This is a genomic window from Actinacidiphila sp. bgisy167, from assembly GCF_965342175.1.
GTDB lineage: Bacteria > Actinomycetota > Actinomycetes > Streptomycetales > Streptomycetaceae > Actinacidiphila.
Genome location: NZ_CBDRBL010000009.1, coordinates 88,069 through 105,379 on the forward strand (window position 1 = coordinate 88,069; position 17,311 = coordinate 105,379).

The following is a 17,311-nucleotide window of genomic DNA, read 5'->3' on the forward strand; positions in this document are numbered from 1 at the left end:
CGCACGGGCGGGCCCCGCCATGAAGACGCCGAGGGCGCCGAAGACGCCTGTGGGCGGCACCGCCGGTCTCCCGTCGTGCCGCCCACAGGCGTCTGCGTGGTGTCCGAGGGGGGACTTGAACCCCCACGCCCGATAAAGGGCACTAGCACCTCAAGCTAGCGCGTCTGCCATTCCGCCACCCGGACAAGGTGTTCGCCACCCGGCTTTCGGCCTGGCGACGTGGAAAACAATAGCAAACATCCGGAGGTCCCCGATCGCAGGCTCCCAGCGGCCCACGCGTGACTGTCGCCCCGGGCCCCTCGCGGGTCGCGGCGGACGCGAGGGAGGATGGCCGGGACCGACGAACGAAGGAGACAACGTGAGTGAGTCGAACCCGGCCGTCCCCGCGATCACCGGAGAGGACGAGGTCGTCGACCTCTGCCGGGACCTGATCCGGATCGACACGAGCAACTACGGCGACCACTCGGGACCGGGTGAGCGGGCGGCTGCCGAGTACGTGGCGGAGAAGCTGGCCGAGGTCGGCCTGGAGCCGCAGATCTTCGAGTCGCACAAGGGGCGCGCCTCCACCGTCGCCCGCATCGCGGGCGAGGACCCCTCCCGTCCGGCCCTGCTGATCCACGGCCACACCGACGTCGTCCCCGCGAACGCGGACGACTGGACCCACCACCCCTTCTCCGGTGAGATCGCCGACGGGTGCGTCTGGGGCCGCGGCGCCGTCGACATGAAGGACATGGACGCGATGACCCTGGCCGTCGTGCGCGACATGCTGCGCAGCGGCCGCCGTCCGCCCCGCGACATCGTGCTGGCCTTCCTGGCCGACGAGGAGGCGGGCGGCGTCTACGGGGCACGGCACCTGGTCGACCGGCACCCCGGCCTCTTCGAGGGCGTGACCGAGGCCATCGGAGAGGTCGGCGGCTTCTCCTTCACCGTCAACGAGGACATCCGGCTGTACCTGATCGAGACAGCCCAGAAGGGCATGCACTGGATGCGCCTGACCGTGGACGGCACGGCCGGCCACGGCTCGATGACCAACACCGACAACGCCATCACGGAGCTGTGCGAGGCGGTCGGACGGCTCGGCAGGCATCAGTTCCCGGTGCGGGTGACCAAGTCGGTGCGGGGTTTCCTGGACGAGCTGGGCGACGCCCTGGGCACCGAGCTCGATCCGGAGGACATGGACGCCACGCTGGCCAAGCTGGGCGGCATCGCGAAGATCATCGGGGCGACCCTGCGCAACACGGCGGCCCCCACCATGCTTGGCGCGGGTTACAAGGTGAACGTCATCCCCGGTCAGGCCACCGCCCACGTGGACGGGCGCTTCCTGCCCGGGTACGAGGAGGAGTTCCTGGCCGACGTCGACCGGATCCTCGGTCCCCGCGTCAAGCGCGAGGACCTGCACTCCGACAAGGCGCTGGAGACCAGCTTCGACGGCGCCCTGGTCGAGGCCATGCAGGCGGCGCTGAAGGCGGAGGACCCGATCGCCCGTGCGGTGCCGTACTGCCTGTCCGGCGGTACAGACGCCAAGTCCTTTGACGACCTCGGCATCCGCTGCTTCGGGTTCGCCCCGCTGCAGCTGCCGCCGGAGCTCGACTTCGCGGGCATGTTCCACGGCGTGGACGAGCGCGTGCCGGTCGACGGACTGAAGTTCGGCGTGCGTGTTCTCGACCGTTTTCTCGCCAACTGCTGAAACGACGTTCGCATCATCGACATTTCTTGCCACTTAGCCGAAAAGAGTGAATGAATCCTGGTGGCAGTAGCGCGCCTTCCCTCTCGTCGTTGGTTCGTGTGCGGTCCGAGGTTGGGGCCGTTTTGCCAACAAGGAGGAAAAATGATCAAGAAGGTCGTCGCTGCTGCCGCTGTCACCGGAGGGCTCGTGGCTGCGGGTGCCGGCGTGGCCGTCGCCGACTCCGGCGCCCAGGCCGCCGCTGTCGGTTCCCCGGGGGTCCTCTCCGGCAATGTGATCCAGGTGCCTGTCAACATCCCCGTCAACCTGTGCGGCAACACCGTCAACATCCCGGGTGTGCTGAACCCGGCCCTGGGCAACGTCTGCGTCAACGACTGACGTCGCCGCGGGCCGCACTGCTGCAGGCCTGATCCCGGCGGCCCCGGATGAGCGATTTCCGCCTTTCGGGGCCGCTGCACCGGCTAGGGGTGGGACACCGGTTATCCGGCCCCGGGGGGTCATTCATTCCCCCGGCGGGCGACTGTCCGTCGGTTTCCATATCGGAAAAGCAAGAGGCAGGGACATTCAATGCGACAAGTCGCGAAAAAGGGGCTGCTCACGGCAGTCGCGACAGGCGGCGTGCTCGCCGTCACCGGCGGTATGGCCTACGCGGACTCCACCGCGTCCGGGGTCGCCGCCGGATCCCCGGGCGTTCTGTCCGGCAACACCATTCAGGCGCCGGTGAACATTCCGGTCAACGTCTGCGGCAACACCGTCAACGTCGTCGGGCTGCTCAACGCGGCGGCGGGCAACGTCTGTGTCAACGGCTCCGTCGACCACGGCGGGGTCCAGGGCTACGGCAAGGGCGCCAAGAGCTACGGCAAGAAGGCCGGTGGCGGCTACGGCGCCAAGGCCGCCGGAAGCTACCGCGACAAGGACGGCGGCTACGGCAAGGGTGGCTACGGCGGCAAGAGCTACGGCCAGGGTGCCAAGAGCTACGGCGGTGCCAAGGGCTACGGACAGAACCGCACCCTCGGTGCCGGCGGCCACGGGCACGGCAGCGGCGCCTCGGCCCGCGGCGCGGCGGTCGGTTCCCCGGGCGTCCTGTCCGGGAACGTGATCCAGGCGCCGGTCAACATCCCGGTCAACGTCTGCGGCAACACGGTCAACATCCCGGGCGTGCTGAACCCGGCGCTGGGCAACACCTGCGCCAACACCGGTGGCCACTACCACGAGCAGGGCGGCAAGGGCCAGCACCACGGTCCTGACAAGCACGGCGACCGCAACAAGCCGGGCAAGGAGCACGGCGGCGGTGGTGGCGGCGGTGGTGGCGCCGGCGGCGGTGGCGGCGGTGGCGGCGGCGGTGGCGGTGGCGGCAAGCAGGCTATGGGCCACGGCGGTCCGTCCCTGGCCCGCACCGGTGCCGGCGACGTGGCGACAGGACTGCTGACCAGCGCCGGTCTGCTGCTGGGTGGTGCGCTGCTCTACCGCCGTGCCCGCACGGTCAAGAACTGAGCGTCACGGTCTCACCCTTTCGGGGCCCCGCGTTTCGCGGGGCCCCGTTCCATGTCCGGGACGCCTCACCAGGTGGCGCGTATCTGCCGGATGATCCGGCGGCGGAGCCGCACCCTTCGGCTGCCGTCCGGGTAGAGGCGGAGCCGGTCGAGCTCCCAGTGACCGTACTCGGCGTGGTCGGTCAGCAGGCGATGAGCCTCCTTGCGGGAGACCTCACGTGGCACGTACACATCTCTGAATTCGTATTCGGGCATCGCATCCATTGTGCGGGGAACGCCTCCATACGGATAGCGTCTTCTGCATGTCTGATGCCGCGCAGCCCGCCGTCGCCGAGGTACGAGCCGCCGTCGAGGCGGTGAAAGCCGCGCTGGACCGCCATCTGGCCGCGGTCGAGAACCGCACCGGGGAGGACGATCCCGCGGTCCACCGGGCCTTCGAGGCGCTCGCCTCGGCCGCCGAGGCCTACGACGAGCTGCTCTACGACACCTATGACGAGGTCACACCCTTCGAGGTGCCGCTCGGGGACACCCTGCCGGACTACTCCGGGCCCGCGGAACCGGACGCGATCAGTGTGCTGATCCGCCGGGACTACACCGTGGCCGACCCCGAGCGGCTGCGCCGGCAGGCGGAACGGCTCTCCGAGTCCGCCGCGGCCGACGGTGGGGACGTCGGCGCGGCGGTGGGTGTCCTCTTCGGGGAGTACGAGCCCGACGAGATCGCCGAGCGCCACAGCGAGTTCGGCCTGGAGGAGGGAGACTCCACGCTCTGGGTCACCGCGGCGGGGCCCGCGGAGCCGGGCGAATGGCTCTCCGCGCCCTTCGACCAGGTGGACCCGCGGCATCTGCTCTGCCGCTTCGACGTCAGCGCGGTCTACGACGACGAGGCCGACGCGGACGCACTCGACCGACTGGCCTGAGCCGGCGCCGGGGCGGCTCCGCGGCGAGGCCCGCGGAGCCGGAACGGGGCCCGGGGAGCCGCCCCGGGCCCACGCGGCGATCATTCGGCGGCGGTGGCCGCCTGCTCGCGCAGGATGTCCCGCAGCCGAGTCGTCCGCTCCCTCGGGGGGACCTCCGCCACGGCGCGCGGGAGCGCCTGCTCGACGCCCTGCACCACCGACAGATGGCGCTCCCCGCGGCTGAAGGCGGTGTAGATCCAGGCCCGGGTGAGGATCTCCGCGGCGTCCCCCGGCAGGACCACCACGGCGGCCGGCCAGCGGCGGCCCGCCGCCTGGTGCGCGGTGATCGCCCAGCCGTGCCGCACCACGGAGGGCACCGCGTCGGGCACGACCACCACGGGAGTGCCCCCGCAGTCGAGCCGCAGGCCCTGCGCGTCTGCGGAGACGACCGTGCCCGGGACGGCCGCCCCCGGTGTCGGGGCGTACACGATCCGGTCGCCGGGGTCGAAGCCCGCGAAGCGGCCCGGTCCGGGGTTGAGACGCTCCTTGAGCGCGGTGTTGAGCGCCCCGGTGCCTGCGGCGCCGCCGTGCACCGGAGTGATCACCTGGGTCTGCTCCGGGGGTACGCCGATGACCCGGGGCACGGAGTCCACGACCAGCTGGACGGTGCGGTGCACGGCTTCTCCCGCGTCCCGCACCGGGACGATCACGACCTCCCTGCCCGGGGCGTCGACGGCGGCCAGTTCGCCGAAGCCGATGCCGGAGACCAGCTCGCCGACCGGGCCCGGGTCAGGCGTGCGCGAGGCGACCTGCGGGCACACCTTCGCCGCCAGCAGGTCGGCGAAGACCCGGCCGGGCCCTGCGGACCACAGCACCGCCGGGTCACCGGAGAGCACCAGGCGCGCCCCGTCGGGAACGGACTCGACCAGGGTCGCGGCCGTCTCCACGTCGAGCTGGGGCGCGTCCAGCACCGCCAGCAGGTCGAGCGCCAGCGCGTCGTCCTCGTCGCGGCCGGGGCCCTCGGAGCCCGAGAGCAGCCCGGCGAGGGTGGCAGTCGCCTCCGTGTCCACGGAGCCGGCGAGCCGCCGCCTGCCGTCCTCGGTGGCCGCGACGGCATAGGCCCGCAGTCCGAGGGAGCGCGCGGCCGCCACCAGCGCCGCCGGCTCCTCCCGGGCGGCCTCCCCGCCGGTGTGCAGGACCAGCCCGCTTGAGGCGACCGCCCGGATCAGCGCGGCGGCGGACGGCGACGGGACCGCGCCCGCCGCGCCCTCCCAGTCCTGCGGCATCTCGTCCCGCGAGGCCTCGTCCCGCGACGCGTCCGCGTCGATGGTGTTCAGCAGCCTGCCCAGGCCGTCCGCGAGGCTCTCCTCGGCCAGGGCGTAGCGGTCCAGGCCGAGAAGCAGCCGAACCGGGGCCTCGTCGTCGTCCTCCTCCCCGGCCGCCGGACGGGCGTCCACGCGCTCGTCCGGTACGTGGAAGACGAGCACCAGGCCGTCCGCGACCGCGGCCCTCAGGGTCTCCTCGGCGTCGGTGACACCGTTGCGTTCGAGCGCCGCGCCGAGCGCGCCCCACTCGAGCGCGGTGTGGCCGCGCTCGGCCGCCCGCTCCAGCAGCCAGACGACCAGCGCCCGCACCCGCCGCGGGTCGTCGGGGTCGCAGCCGCTGCCGAGGAGCGCCTTGGCGAAGCCGTCCGCCTGGTCCACCCGGACCCCGGCGAGCGCCAGCACCTGCCACGGGTCCTCGCGCAGCGCATCCCCGGCCCGCTCGCCCAGCGCCGCCACGGCGGCCTCTGCCAGGCTCTCCGGGGCCCCGCCCGCCGCCAGCACCGTCCGCGCGGCTGCCACGGCGTCCCCGCTGAGCCGAGCCGGCAGCACGGGCGGCGCCGCGGGGCCCGACACCGGCGCGGGGGAGGGGGCCGCCGCGGGGCGCGGCGGCGTGGGACGCGCGGACCCCCCGCTCCGGGCGGGCGCCGGGCGCTCCCCGCGCTCGATGGCGCGCACCGCGGCGGCCAGGTCCGTGAGTTCGGCGGGCAGCTGCGAACCGACGCCCTCGGTGGACGGCCGGGGAGCCGGGGTCTCCTCGCCGGCAGCCTCCTCCGGCACGGCGCGCCCCTCGGGGTCGCGCCCCGCGCGCTCCTCGCGGTCCTCGGTCACGGTGGCCTCCGTTGTACGGCGGACTACGGTCGGGGCCCGATCACAGCGTGCTCCAGTCGTGGTCCGGATAGCGGTGCACCGGCGCAGAAACGTCGTCCAGCGCCTGGCAGATCTCATCCGGAAGACTAAGGGTCTCCACTGACAACGCCTCCGCGAGCTGCCTGGCGGTACGCGCCCCGACGATCGGCGCCGTGACCCCGGGGCGGTCCCGCACCCAGGCGAGCGCCACCTGCAGCGGGCTGGCTGCCAGTCCGTCGGCCGCTATGGCGAGCGCGTCCACGATGCGCCGGGCGGTGCCGTCGAGGTAAGGGGCGACGAAGGGCGCCATGTCCGCGGAGCCACCGCGGGAGTCCTGCGGGGTCCCGTGCCGGTACTTGCCGGTCAGCACCCCGCGGCCCAGCGGCGAGGAGGGCAGCAGCCCGACCCCCAGGTCCAACGCGGCGGGCAGCACCTCGCGTTCGATCCCGCGCTGCAGCAGCGAGTACTCCATCTGCGTGCTGGCCAGCGGTGTGCGCGTCGGCACGGCCTGCTGCCAGGTGGCCGCCTTCGCCAGCTGCCAGCCGCAGAAGTTGGACACCCCCACGTAGCGGGCGCGGCCGGAGCTCACTGCGAGGTCGAGGGCCTGCAGGGTCTCTTCGAGCGGGGTGGCGGAGTCGTACGCGTGCACCTGCCACAGGTCGACGTGGTCCGTCCCGAGCCGCTCCAAGGAGGCGTCCAGCGCGGCCAGCAGATGGCCGCGTGAGGCGTCGAAGCGGCGGTCGGGGTCGGGGACGCTGCCGGCCTTGGTGGCGATCACCAGGTCCGAGCGCGGCACCACGTCCTCGATCAGCCGCCCGAGGAGGTACTCGGCTCCGCCGTCCCCGTACACGTCCGCGGTGTCCACGAGCGTGCCGCCGGCCTCCCAGAAGGCCTTGAGCTGGTCGGCGGCGTCGAGTTCGCCGGTGTCGCGTCCCCAGGTCAGTGTGCCGAGCCCGAGCCGGGACACGCGAAGACCCGTGCGGCCGAGGTGCCTTTGCTCCATGAGGGGTGAGATTACTGGTCGTCGGGAGCTTTGGGCAGAAGTGACGTACCCGACAGGCTCCGGCGCGCGCCGGGACCCGGTAGGGTCCGGGGGACAACGACGTTACTCATCGGTAAGGGGATCGCCATGCGGCTCGGGATCAATCTCGGATACTGGGGCGCCGGGATGGACGCCGACAACCTCGCCGTGGCACGGGAGGCGGACCGCCTCGGCTACGCCGTGTGCTGGGCGGCCGAGGCCTACGGCTCGGACGCGCCCACCGTGCTGGCGTGGGTGGCCGCGCAGACCGAGCGCATCGACGTCGGATCGGCCATCCTCCAGATCCCGGCCCGGACGCCCGCGATGACGGCGATGACCGCCGCCACCCTCGACTCCCTGTCGGGCGGCCGCTTCCGGCTGGGCCTCGGCGTTTCCGGGCCCCAGGTCTCCGAGGGCTGGTACGGCGTCAGGTTCGACAAGCCGCTGGCCCGCACGCGCGAGTACGTCGAGATCGTCCGCAAGGCGATGTCCCGGGAACGGCTGAGCCACGAGGGCGCGCACTGGACGCTGCCGCTGCCCGGCGGCCCCGGCAAGGCGCTCAAGCTGACGGTGCACCCGGTGCGCGAGCGCGTCCCGCTGTACATCGCGGCGATCGGCCCGAAGAACCTGGAGCAGACCGGCGAGATCGCCGACGGCGCGCTGCTGATCTTCGCCTCCGCCGGCCATCTGGAGGACACCGCGCTCCGCCACATCCGGGCGGGCCGGGAGAAGGCCGGGAAGACCATGGACGGCTTCGACGTCTGCCCGACCGTGCCGCTGGCCGTCGGCGAGGACGTGGACGCCCTGGCCGACCTCTTCCGCCCCTACACGGCCCTGTACGTGGGCGGCATGGGAAGCCGGGAGCAGAACTTCTACAACAGGCTGGCGCAGCGCATGGGGTACGAGAAGGAGGCGGCCGAGATCCAGGACAAGTACCTGGCCGGCGACAAGGACGGCGCGGCCGCCGCGATCCCGCGCGAACTCATCGACGCGACCACCCTGCTGGGCTCCGTGGCGCGGATCGCCGACCGGATGCAGGCCTACGCGGCCGCCGGCGTCACCACGCTGACCCTGTCCCCGGCCGGATTCACCCTCGACGAGCGGGTCGCCGCGCTGCGGGCGGGCGTCGAGGCGCTGGAGCGCGCAGGGCTCGCGGAGTAGCCGGGTCGGCGGGCGGCCGCAGGGGGAGCGGCCACACCGGTCCCGGCTCAGCCCTGGACCAGGCGCCCCATCATCCGCCCGAAGTCGATCAAGCGCGCTATCTGGCCCGCCCCGCCGTCGTCGAGGGACTTGCTGAACCGGAACGACTCCGGGCGGAAGCGGGCGGCGGTGACCGAGCCGTCGGCGTCGCCGCGCACCGCGCTCAACTCCTGCGGCATGGTGGTCGCCAGCACCACAAACACCCCGCGGTCGATCCGCCGGCCCTGCTCGTCGCGGCCCACCAGGGTGCGCATGCCGACGTGGCCGATCGCCGCCAGGGGCAGCACCTGCACGGAGGAGTCCAGCACCAGGCCGCCCGGCGCGTCCTCGTCGGCCACCTCCTCGCTGTGCCACAGGATGAGCCGCCGGCCGTCGCAGACGGCGGCCTCCTGCCACACCGAGGTGCCGGCCTCCGTCAGGTCGACGACGCGTTCGAGGGTGAAACCGCGGACCCGCCGCCTGCCCAGGACGCCGTCGATCGCCTCGAGAGCCACATCGGCGTGGAGGAAATAGGCGCGTGCCGCATCGTCAAGGCGTGCGTAAGGGGCCCAGTCCGATCCCGCCGGGCCCCCGGGCAGCGCCGTCGTCCGGCTGCGCGTCGCCTTGCTGAACATGTCTAGGTCGTGACCCCTCCGAGGGGCTATGAAATCACGGGCACTTCGGCCTGCGGCAGGGCCCCTCGGTTTCCGCGGCCGTGGTGGGGGCTCGGGGGTCTTCCCCGCCACGGCCGTCACCAAACACAACGCCCGGAAGCGCCCGGGGTTACGCGCCGTGCCGGACGGCGCTCATCCGATCGGCCGATTCGGCGCCCGGGGAGGTTGCCCCGTTCCCGGACGGCGACTTGACTCTCCCTTGCGAATGCCCGATTCGCGCAGGAGGTACGGCATGCTCTCCGCCCGGAATCTGTTCCAGGAGATCCTCGACAACGACGACTCTTTCCGGCTGTTCTGCTCGATCGCCGCCAGCGGGGAGTCGCAGGGCGGCTGGGAGAACGGAAGGATCGCCGCGCTGGTCCCCGAGTCCCAGCGGGAACTGGCCCCCAAGATCGCCCGGCACGGCGCGGACGAGGACAAGCACGGCCGGATCTTCCACGCCCTGATGCGCAAGCGCGGCCTCGAACCCGTGCCGGTCCCGCCCGAGGCCGACTACACCATGCTCCTCGAGCGCGGCGGCATCGGTCTCGCCCACGACAAGCTGCGCCGCGACGAGCCGCTGACGGAGCGGGACATCGTCACCTACCTCGCGCACAGCCGGGTCACCGAACAGCGTGCCTCCGAGCAGATGGCGCTGCTCACCAGGTACTTCGCCGGCCATGCCGGCATCGGCAGGGCGGTCCGCATGATCTCCGCCGACGAGGACAACCACCTCGCCTACTGCCACGAGGAACTGCTGCGCCTTGCCGACGCCGGCCACGGCGCGACCATCGAGCGCACCCTGCGCGAGTGCGCCCACGCCGAGATCCGCGTCCACCGCGACGTGAGCCTGGCCGTCATGGGGCACATGGGGCGGATCCTCGGCTGGTCCAGGGCGAAGGCGGCGGTGCTGCGCGCCGGCATCCACGGGGCCTACGCGTACGAACGGCTGGCCGGCTGGCGGCGGATGGTCCGGCTCGCCATGCCCCAGCGGCGTGACGCCCTCGGCGGTCCCGAGCCCGCGGCGGAACCGGCTCTCTGAACGGGCTTCCGCCCCCGGCCGGCGTGCCGCGCGGGACGCCGGAGCCGCTCGGGGTCGGCGTGCCGCTCGAACGTTCCGGTACGGCAGGGCCCCGGACACGGCGACGACGGCCAGGTCCGCGGGGCGGTCCCACGGCGGCCCGCGACGGGCTCCGGGCTCGTACACGATCCCCCGGCAGGCGGCCGTCACCGGCGGCGCCCCCTCCGGCGCCTCGGCGAGGTCCTCGGAGGCGTCGGTCCGCTCCCCCGACGCGGTGGACGGCAGAGTCGGCGATCGCCTCTGTCCCTTTCCGCGCTCCGCCGGCACCACACCGGACACCTGTGGCCGTAGGGTGGCGGGCATGCCCACCGTGATCCTGGTCCGGCACGGCCGGTCCACCGCCAATGCGGAGAAAGTGCTGGCCGGACGGCTCCCCGGAGTCGCCCTCGACGAGACCGGACGCGACCAGGCCGCGGCGCTGGCGGCCCGGCTGGCCGGACTGCCGCCGGCCGCCGTCGTCACCAGCCCGCTGCAGCGGTGCCGGGAGACCGTGCAGCCGCTGCTGGACGCGCTGCCCGGTGTGCCGCTCCATGTCGAGGAGCGGATCACGGAGTGCGCCTACGGCGACTGGAGCGGCCGCAAGCTCGCCGAGCTGGCCGACGAGCCGCTGTGGGGCGTGGTGCAGCGCTATCCCTCGGCCGCCGTCTTCCCCGGTGAGGAGGGCGAGTCGGTGCGCGCCATGCAGAACCGCGCCGTCGACGCGGTACGCGAGTGGAACACGCGCATCGAGGAGACCCACGGACCTGACGCGCTCTATGTGATGTGCTCCCACGGCGACGTCATCAAGTCGATCGTCGCCGACGCCCTCGGCGTGCACCTGGACCTCTTCCAGCGCATCGCCGTCGATCCCTGCTCGGTCACCGCCATCCGCTACACCCAGGAGCGGCCCTTCCTGCTCCGGCTCGGGGACACCGGCAGCCTGGACGGCCTGCGCCCGAGGGAGCGGCCCGCCGCGGCCCCGGGTGACGCGGAGGTCGGAGGCGGCGCGGGCGCATCGTGATCAGCTTCCGCAGTAGGGTGGACCGAACCGCCAAGAGACCGAACTAACGGAGCAGGACGTGCCTCGTCAGGTGTTCCTCTACGACAAGCCGGAACGCTTCGTCGCCGGCACCGTGGGCCAACCAGGTCAACGCGCCTTCTTCCTGCAGGCGAGCGCCGCCGGCCGGACGACCAGCGTCGCGCTGGAGAAGACCCAGGTCGAGGCCCTCGCCGAGCGCATCGACGAACTGCTGGACGAGGTCGTGCGCCGCACCGGCGGCGCCGCCCCGGTGCCGGCCGTGGCCCCCGCGGAGCTGATGGACAACAAGCCGCTCGAGGTCCCCGTCGAGGAGGAGTTCCGGGTCGGCACGATGGCCCTGGCCTGGGACGGCGCCGAGGAACGGATGATCCTCGAGGCCCAGGCGCTGGTCGAGATCGAGGCCGAGGACGAGGACGGCCTCGAGGCGGCCGAGGAGATGCTCCTGCAGGACGAGGAGAACGGGCCCCCGCTGCTGCGGGTGCGCCTGACCGGCGCCCAGGCCCGCTCCTTCGCCAAGCGCGCCCTCGACGTCGTCGCGGCCGGCCGCCCGCCCTGCCCGCTGTGCAGCCTGCCCCTGGATCCGGAAGGACACGTATGCCCGCGTCAGAACGGGTACCGGCGGTCGGCGACGGCCTGAGCGGGGACATAGCGGCCGAGCTGCTCACGCATGGCGAACTGACCGTGCGCGGGCGGCTGCGCGACGCCTCCAACGCGGTGCTCTACTGCGCCGTCGAGCACGACGGGGTGTCCGCCCACTGCGTGTACAAGCCGGTGGCCGGCGAGCGGCCGCTGTGGGACTTCCCCGACGGGACGCTCGCGCAGCGCGAGGTCGCCGCCTATCTGGTCTCCGAGGCCACCGGCTGGAGCCTGGTGCCGCCGACCGTGCTGCGGGACGGCCCGTACGGCCAGGGGATGGTCCAGCTGTGGATCGAGACCACGCCGGAGGACGGCGAAGGGCTCCTCGCTCTCGTCGAGGGGGAGGAGCCGGGCGAGGGTTGGAAGGCCGTCGGCTTCGCCGAGGTCGGCGAGGGCCGCACCGCGCTGCTGGTCCACGCCGACGACCCCCGGCTGCGCCGGCTGGCCGTCCTGGACGCCGTGATCAACAACGCCGACCGCAAGGGCGGCCACCTGCTGCCGGCCGCGGACGGGCAGCTGTACGCGATCGACCACGGCGTGACCTTCAACACGCAGAACAAACTCCGCACGCTGCTGTGGGGCTGGGCCGGCGAAGCGCTCACCGACGAGATCGTCGAAGTCCTCGGCACGCTCTCCGCGCAGCTCGCCGACGGCAGCCTCGGCGCCCGGCTCGCGGAGCTCATCACGGCCGACGAGCTCGGGGCGCTGCGGGACCGCGTCGCCGCGCTGCTGGCCTCCGGGCGCCATCCCGAGCCCTCCGGGGAGTGGCCCGCGATCCCCTGGCCGCCCATCTGATCCGCGGCCCCGGACGTCCCGGCGCGTACACCGGGTCGTTTGTCGCGGACGCGGGCGGTTAATCTCATGACATGCATGCCTGGCCCGCTTCCGCCGTCCCTGCCCTCCCGGGCACAGGGCGCGACCTCCGCCTCCACGACACCGCGACCGGTGGCCCGGTGACCCTGAGCCCCGGTCCGGTAGCCCGCATCTACGTGTGCGGCATCACCCCCTACGACGCCACCCACATGGGTCACGCGGCCACGTACAACGCGTTCGACCTCGTGCAGCGCGTGTGGCTCGACACGAAGCGCCAGGTCCACTACGTCCAGAACGTCACGGACGTCGACGACCCGCTGCTGGAGCGGGCCGACAAGACCGGCGAGGACTGGACGGCCCTCGCCGAGCGCGAGACCACTCTGTTCCGCGAGGACATGACCGCTCTGCGGATGCTGCCGCCGGCCCACTACATCGGCGCCGTCGAGGCCATCCCGGGGATCGTCCCGCTGGTCGAGCGGCTGATCGAGGCCGGCGCAGCGTACGAACTCGACGGCGACATCTACTTCCACGTCGACTCCGACCCCCGCTTCGGCAGCGTCTCCCACCTGGACGCGGCCGCGATGCGCGCCCTGTCGGCCGAGCGCGGCGGCGACCCGGACCGCCCGGGCAAGAAGAACCCCCTCGACCCCGTTCTGTGGCTCGCCGCGCGCGAGGGGGAACCCAGCTGGGACGGCGGCAGCCTCGGCCGGGGACGTCCCGGCTGGCACATCGAGTGCGTCGCCATCGCCCTCGACCACCTCGGCATGGGTTTCGACGTGCAGGGCGGCGGTTCCGACCTCGCCTTCCCGCACCACGAGATGGGCGCTTCGCACGCCCAGGTACTCACCGGCGAGTTCCCCATGGCGAAGGCCTATGTGCACGCCGGCATGGTCGCGCTGGACGGCGAGAAGATGTCCAAGTCCAAGGGCAACCTCGTCTTCGTCTCCCGGCTGCGCCGCGACGGGGTGGACCCGGCGGCCATACGGCTCAGCCTGCTGGCCCACCACTACCGCGCGGACTGGGAGTGGACGGACGCCGTGCTCGCCGACGCCGTGGAGCGGCTGGCCCGCTGGCGCGCGGCCGTCGCCCGGCCCGACGGCCCGCCGGCGGAGGCGCTGCTCGAGGAGATTCGCGAGGCCCTCGCCGACGACCTGGACGCCCCGGCCGCGCTCGCCGCCGTGGACCGCTGGGCCGCCCGGCAGGAGACCGAGGGCGGCAGCGACACCGGCGCCCCCGGCCTGGTCTCCCGCGCCGTGGACGCGTTGCTCGGCGTCGCGCTCTGACGCGCCGCGGGAGCCTTCCGGAGGCTCCCGCGGAAACGGGCGGCCCGGCCGCCGTCCCCGTGCGGGGCGGCGGCCGGGCCGTTCGCTTTCCTGACGTCATCGAGGTCCCGGGCCCTCGCCGTGGCCGCCCCCGGCAGGCCGGAAGGGCCCGTGGGCCGCATGGCGCTGGTGGGCCGCAGGAGGCCGGATGGGCCCGCCGAGTCACTCCCCGTCGGGGCCGTCCTCCTTCTCGTCCCGGTCGTCCTTGGGCTTCGGCGACATGTCCCGCAGGTAGGGGCCCGTGTCGGACTCACCGGCCTGCGGGTCGCGGCGCCGCAGGTAGCGCTCGAACTCGCGGGCGATGGCCTCCCCCGAGGCCTCCGGCAGTTCCGCCGTGTCGCGGGCCTCCTCCAGCGTCTGCACGTACTCGGCGACCTCGCTGTCCTCGGCCGCCAGTTGGTCCACGCCGACCTGCCAGGCACGCGCGTCCTCCGGCAGCTCGCCGAGCGGGATGCGCAGGTCGAGCAGGTCCTCCAGACGGTTGAGCAGCGCCAGCGTCGCCTTCGGGTTCGGCGGCTGCGACACGTAGTGCGGCACGGCCGCCCACAGGCTGACCGCCGGGATGCCTGCGTGGGTGCAGGCCTCCTGGAGGATGCCGACGATGCCGGTGGGGCCCTCGTAGCGGGACTCCTCCAGGCTGAGTGCGGTCGCCAGGTCCGGGTCGGAGGTGACGGCCGTGACCGGCACCGGACGGGTGTGCGGGGTGTCGCCGAGCAGCGCCCCCATGACCACCACCATCTCGATGCCGAGCTCATGGGCGAAGCCCAGGATCTCGTTGCAGAACGAACGCCAGCGCATGCTGGGCTCGATGCCCCGTACGAGGACGAGGTCGCGTGGCTTGGGGGTCTCGATGCGGATGACCGACAGCCGCGTGGTCGGCCAGGTGATCCGCCGTGTGCTGCCGTCCATCCAGACCGTGGGGCGGTTGACCTGGAAGTCGTAGTAGTCCTCGGCGTCCAGCGCGGCGAACACCTCGCCCTTGAACTCCCGGTCCAGATGCCCGACCGCGGCGGAGGCGGCGTCCCCGGCATCGTTCCAGCCCTCGAACGCGGCCACCATGACCGGGTCGATCAGCTCGGGAACCCCCTCGAGCTCGATCACCCAGCGCCTCCTTCCGGCCGGAAGGGGGCGTGTCCACCCCCGCCGGCTGCCGTTCCTTCGCGTGCGGCACCAGCCTACGGCTTCGCGAGGCAGGTGCCGCCCCGCCTTCACAGGGGATGATCCCCCGCGTCATCGGACGTACGCGTCGTCATCCGCCACTCCAGGCCGAGCGGTACGCGGCCCAGTCCGCCGGGGTGGCGGCGAAGTCGACGTACAGCGCGAGGCCGAAGCGCTCGCGGGCCGGCGCCTGCCGGGCGAGGCCCAGCCGGGCGCCGCGCACGGCGGCCGCGACGGTCTCCGCCGCGGCGTGGTGGCCCCAGCTGTCCGTGTGGTAGCCGGGCAGGCCGACGAGCAGGTCCGTGTCCGCCGGGGTCACCTCCAGGGCCAGCGCCGTCTGCTGGGCGACGTAGCCGCCGTAGAGGCTCTCCAGGGGCAGGGCGGTGTCGTAGGTCATCATCGCGACCTGGTCGACCCGCCGGGCCACCTCGCCGAAGTAGCGCTGCGACCACCACTTCGGGTGGCCGAACAGCGTGCCGCCGACCGTGTGCAGGGAGGGCAGCGGGTCGATCTGGTGGGTGGCGACCGACAGCGGAACCCCCCGGGCGGCGGTGAGCCGGTGCACCGAGTCCAGCAGGGTGAGGAAGTCGCGGTCGTCGGAGTACATCGGCTCCAGATCCAGGTGGACCCCGTCGAAGCCGGCCGCCAGGACCTGGGCGGCGCCGGCCTCGACGCGGGCGCGGGTCGCCGGGTCGTCCAGGCGCAGCCCCTCGGAACCGTCGTGCGACAGGACCTGGCCGAGCCACGCCTGGACGCGCACCCCCGGCAGCGCGGTGTGCAGTCGGCGGATCATGTCCCGCGCGCCCGGGTAGAGGCCGGCGTCGAGGCGCCCGTCGAACTCCAGGGGCCCGGTGTGCACATACAGGTCCCGGGTGCCGCTGCCGCGCACCTCACGGGCCAGCTCGGCAAGCTCGGCGCTGCCCCGTTCCCCGTCCACCCACGCGTGACCGAGCCACACCGCGTTCCGGCCCCGGTCGGCGCCGGCGCCGGAGGGGTCGCCGACGTACTCCAGGCGCAGGGCGAGCCCGGCGGCGAGCACCGGGAGCAGGACGGCGAGGACGGCCGGCAGCGCGGCGCGGCGCAGCGTGCGGGCCGAGGGGCGGCGCAGGCGCAGCGTGAGGTGTGGATTCATCCGATCCCTCTTCTCGATTACACAGACGAAGGATCGGACGCTCCCCGGCACGGAACGGTTCGCCCGCGGGCGGGGCACCGGGGATACGGGGCGCGCCGCCGGGGATGTCAGAGGGTGGAGCGCAGCCACTGCTCCACGCTGGCGACGTGCACCGTCGCCCAGGAGCGCGCCGCCTCCGCGTCCCGGTCCCGCAGGGCCGCCAGGATCGCCCGGTGCTCGTGCAGGGTCCGGCTGACCGCGTCCTCCTGGGTCAGCCCGCGCCAGATCCGGGCCCGGGTGGTGGGCCCGGACAGCCCGTCCAGCAGCGAGCACAGCACCGAGTTGCCCGAGGCCTGCACGATGCCGCGGTGGAACTCCAGGTCACCGGCGACCAGTTCCTCCACCGAGGGCGCCGCGCCCAGCGCGTCCAGCTGCTCGGACAGGGCGTCGAGCCGGGACTCGGATATGCGGGCCGCCGCCATCGCCGTGGCCGCCGGCTCCAGGATGCGGCGCACCGCGAGGAACTCCAGGACGGTGTCGTCGCGGTGGAAGTCCACCACGAAGCTCAGCGCCTCCAGCAGCAGCTGCGGATCCAGGCTGGTGACGTAGGTGCCGTCGCCCTGCCGTACGTCGAGGATCCTGATCAGGGACAGCGCGCGGACCGCCTCGCGCAGGGAGTTGCGCGACAGCCCGAGCTCCGCGGCCAGTTCGCTCTCCTTGGGGAGCCGGTCGCCGGGGCGCAGCGCGCCGGAGACGATCATGTCCTTGATCTTCTCGATCGCCTCGTCGGTGACCGACATCAGTCCCTCGCCTCCCCGGACATCCGATGTATCGGCCCATTATGCCCGCACGGCCGCCTCCGGGGAGGCCTCGTCGCAGGGCCCGCTCCACCGCTTCGGCCCCAGAACGCCGCAAGGCCGTGTCCGCAGCAGCGGACACGGCCTTGCGGCTCACGACATCACCGTCGGGACGACAGGATTTGAACCTGCGACCCCTTGACCCCCAGTCAAGTGCGCTACCAAGCTGCGCCACGTCCCGGTGAGGCCCCCGGGGCGGCGCCCCGGAAGATCACGTA

17 protein-coding genes and 2 tRNA genes are annotated in these 17,311 nt (G+C 73.2%); 10 read left to right on the forward strand and 9 right to left on the reverse strand.

The features are described 5' to 3' along the window. Positions 1-97: 97 nt before the first annotated feature. A tRNA-Leu gene (locus ACRWND_RS05865) sits at positions 98-185 on the reverse strand. A 173-nt stretch (positions 186-358) separates the two neighbouring features. Here ACRWND_RS05865 and ACRWND_RS05870 point away from each other — a divergent pair. From ACRWND_RS05870 to ACRWND_RS05880, 3 genes are all read left to right on the forward strand, one after another. Further along, entirely contained in the window at positions 359-1,687 is a 1,329-nt protein-coding gene (locus ACRWND_RS05870) for a M20/M25/M40 family metallo-hydrolase (protein WP_431946620.1), read from the forward strand. A 141-nt stretch (positions 1,688-1,828) separates the two neighbouring features. Further along, entirely contained in the window at positions 1,829-2,062 is a 234-nt protein-coding gene (locus ACRWND_RS05875; protein ID WP_431946622.1) for a chaplin, read from the forward strand. Between the two features lie 189 nt (positions 2,063-2,251). Then, positions 2,252-3,178 carry a chaplin gene (locus ACRWND_RS05880; RefSeq protein ID WP_431946623.1) on the forward strand — a complete coding sequence of 309 codons (927 nt, stop codon included), beginning with the start codon at positions 2,252-2,254 and terminating at the stop codon, positions 3,176-3,178. A 65-nt stretch (positions 3,179-3,243) separates the two neighbouring features. Here the strand turns inward: ACRWND_RS05880 and ACRWND_RS05885 are convergent, their stop codons facing one another. After that, positions 3,244-3,432 carry a DUF5703 family protein gene (locus tag ACRWND_RS05885; RefSeq protein ID WP_431946624.1) on the reverse strand — a complete coding sequence of 63 codons (189 nt, stop codon included), beginning with the start codon at positions 3,430-3,432 and terminating at the stop codon, positions 3,244-3,246. 47 nt (positions 3,433-3,479) lie between these two features. On the opposite strand from ACRWND_RS05885, the gene ACRWND_RS05890 reads away from it, so the two are divergent. Further along, on the forward strand, positions 3,480-4,094 hold the full coding sequence (locus tag ACRWND_RS05890; protein WP_431946625.1) for a hypothetical protein: 615 nt from the start codon (positions 3,480-3,482) through the stop codon (positions 4,092-4,094). 80 nt (positions 4,095-4,174) lie between these two features. Here the strand turns inward: ACRWND_RS05890 and ACRWND_RS05895 are convergent, their stop codons facing one another. Next, a complete protein-coding gene (locus ACRWND_RS05895) occupies positions 4,175-6,226 on the reverse strand; it encodes a helix-hairpin-helix domain-containing protein (protein WP_431946627.1) in 2,052 nt (683 codons plus the stop codon). A 40-nt stretch (positions 6,227-6,266) separates the two neighbouring features. Continuing rightward, complete coding sequence (locus tag ACRWND_RS05900) at positions 6,267-7,247, reverse strand: aldo/keto reductase (RefSeq protein ID WP_431946628.1); 981 nt, start codon at positions 7,245-7,247, stop codon at positions 6,267-6,269. Positions 7,248-7,373: 126 nt separating this feature from the next. Between ACRWND_RS05900 and ACRWND_RS05905 the strand changes: the two genes are divergently transcribed. Then, complete coding sequence (locus ACRWND_RS05905; protein ID WP_431946629.1) at positions 7,374-8,426, forward strand: LLM class F420-dependent oxidoreductase; 1,053 nt, start codon at positions 7,374-7,376, stop codon at positions 8,424-8,426. Between the two features lie 47 nt (positions 8,427-8,473). On the opposite strand, the gene ACRWND_RS05910 is transcribed toward ACRWND_RS05905, so the two are convergent. Beyond that, positions 8,474-9,079 (reverse strand): hypothetical protein, encoded by a 606-nt coding sequence (locus ACRWND_RS05910; protein WP_431946631.1) that lies wholly within the window; start codon positions 9,077-9,079, stop codon positions 8,474-8,476. Positions 9,080-9,350: 271 nt separating this feature from the next. Here ACRWND_RS05910 and ACRWND_RS05915 point away from each other — a divergent pair, with 271 nt between their 5' ends. From ACRWND_RS05915 to mshC, 5 genes are all read left to right on the forward strand, one after another. Further along, a complete protein-coding gene (locus tag ACRWND_RS05915; RefSeq protein ID WP_431946633.1) occupies positions 9,351-10,139 on the forward strand; it encodes a ferritin-like domain-containing protein in 789 nt (262 codons plus the stop codon). A gap of 340 nt (positions 10,140-10,479) precedes the next feature. Continuing rightward, the gene (locus ACRWND_RS05920; protein WP_431946635.1) at positions 10,480-11,178 is read left to right on the forward strand and encodes a histidine phosphatase family protein; all 699 of its coding nucleotides are present in this window, start codon (positions 10,480-10,482) and stop codon (positions 11,176-11,178) included. 58 nt (positions 11,179-11,236) lie between these two features. Beyond that, positions 11,237-11,833 carry a DUF3090 domain-containing protein gene (locus ACRWND_RS05925; protein ID WP_431946637.1) on the forward strand — a complete coding sequence of 199 codons (597 nt, stop codon included), beginning with the start codon at positions 11,237-11,239 and terminating at the stop codon, positions 11,831-11,833. Further along, positions 11,791-12,627, forward strand: a complete 837-nt coding sequence (locus tag ACRWND_RS05930; RefSeq protein ID WP_431946639.1) for an SCO1664 family protein — start codon at positions 11,791-11,793, stop codon at positions 12,625-12,627. The genes ACRWND_RS05925 and ACRWND_RS05930 overlap by 43 nt, the downstream gene beginning before the upstream one ends. Positions 12,628-12,698: 71 nt before the next feature. Further along, positions 12,699-13,928, forward strand: coding sequence for a cysteine--1-D-myo-inosityl 2-amino-2-deoxy-alpha-D-glucopyranoside ligase (mshC, locus tag ACRWND_RS05935; protein ID WP_431946641.1), 1,230 nt, complete (start codon positions 12,699-12,701; stop codon positions 13,926-13,928). Between the two features lie 201 nt (positions 13,929-14,129). Here the strand turns inward: mshC and ACRWND_RS05940 are convergent, their stop codons facing one another. From ACRWND_RS05940 to ACRWND_RS05955, 4 genes are all read right to left on the reverse strand, one after another. Beyond that, the gene (locus ACRWND_RS05940) at positions 14,130-15,068 is read right to left on the reverse strand and encodes a PAC2 family protein (RefSeq protein ID WP_431946642.1); all 939 of its coding nucleotides are present in this window, start codon (positions 15,066-15,068) and stop codon (positions 14,130-14,132) included. Between the two features lie 148 nt (positions 15,069-15,216). Then, complete coding sequence (locus tag ACRWND_RS05945) at positions 15,217-16,257, reverse strand: hypothetical protein (protein ID WP_431946644.1); 1,041 nt, start codon at positions 16,255-16,257, stop codon at positions 15,217-15,219. A 107-nt stretch (positions 16,258-16,364) separates the two neighbouring features. Continuing rightward, positions 16,365-17,036: a FadR/GntR family transcriptional regulator gene (locus tag ACRWND_RS05950; protein ID WP_431946646.1), complete on the reverse strand. Its 672-nt coding sequence runs from the start codon at positions 17,034-17,036 to the stop codon at positions 16,365-16,367. Positions 17,037-17,200: 164 nt separating this feature from the next. Next, positions 17,201-17,274: transfer RNA gene (locus tag ACRWND_RS05955), tRNA-Pro, on the reverse strand. Positions 17,275-17,311: the final 37 nt, after the last annotated feature.

Coding starts and splice junctions, on each gene's coding strand:
- ACRWND_RS05875 (WP_431946622.1), top strand. CDS start 1,829: ATGATCAAGAAGGTCGTCGCTGCTGCCGCTGTCACCGGAGGGCTCGTG.
- ACRWND_RS05880 (WP_431946623.1), top strand. CDS start 2,252: ATGCGACAAGTCGCGAAAAAGGGGCTGCTCACGGCAGTCGCGACAGGC.
- ACRWND_RS05885 (WP_431946624.1), bottom strand. CDS start 3,432: ATGCCCGAATACGAATTCAGAGATGTGTACGTGCCACGTGAGGTCTCC.
- ACRWND_RS05890 (WP_431946625.1), top strand. CDS start 3,480: ATGTCTGATGCCGCGCAGCCCGCCGTCGCCGAGGTACGAGCCGCCGTC.
- ACRWND_RS05900 (WP_431946628.1), bottom strand. CDS start 7,247: ATGGAGCAAAGGCACCTCGGCCGCACGGGTCTTCGCGTGTCCCGGCTC.
- ACRWND_RS05905 (WP_431946629.1), top strand. CDS start 7,374: ATGCGGCTCGGGATCAATCTCGGATACTGGGGCGCCGGGATGGACGCC.
- ACRWND_RS05910 (WP_431946631.1), bottom strand. CDS start 9,079: ATGTTCAGCAAGGCGACGCGCAGCCGGACGACGGCGCTGCCCGGGGGC.
- ACRWND_RS05915 (WP_431946633.1), top strand. CDS start 9,351: ATGCTCTCCGCCCGGAATCTGTTCCAGGAGATCCTCGACAACGACGAC.
- ACRWND_RS05920 (WP_431946635.1), top strand. CDS start 10,480: ATGCCCACCGTGATCCTGGTCCGGCACGGCCGGTCCACCGCCAATGCG.
- ACRWND_RS05930 (WP_431946639.1), top strand. CDS start 11,791: ATGCCCGCGTCAGAACGGGTACCGGCGGTCGGCGACGGCCTGAGCGGG.
- mshC (WP_431946641.1), top strand. CDS start 12,699: ATGCATGCCTGGCCCGCTTCCGCCGTCCCTGCCCTCCCGGGCACAGGG.
- ACRWND_RS05945 (WP_431946644.1), bottom strand. CDS start 16,257: ATGAATCCACACCTCACGCTGCGCCTGCGCCGCCCCTCGGCCCGCACG.
- ACRWND_RS05950 (WP_431946646.1), bottom strand. CDS start 17,036: ATGTCGGTCACCGACGAGGCGATCGAGAAGATCAAGGACATGATCGTC.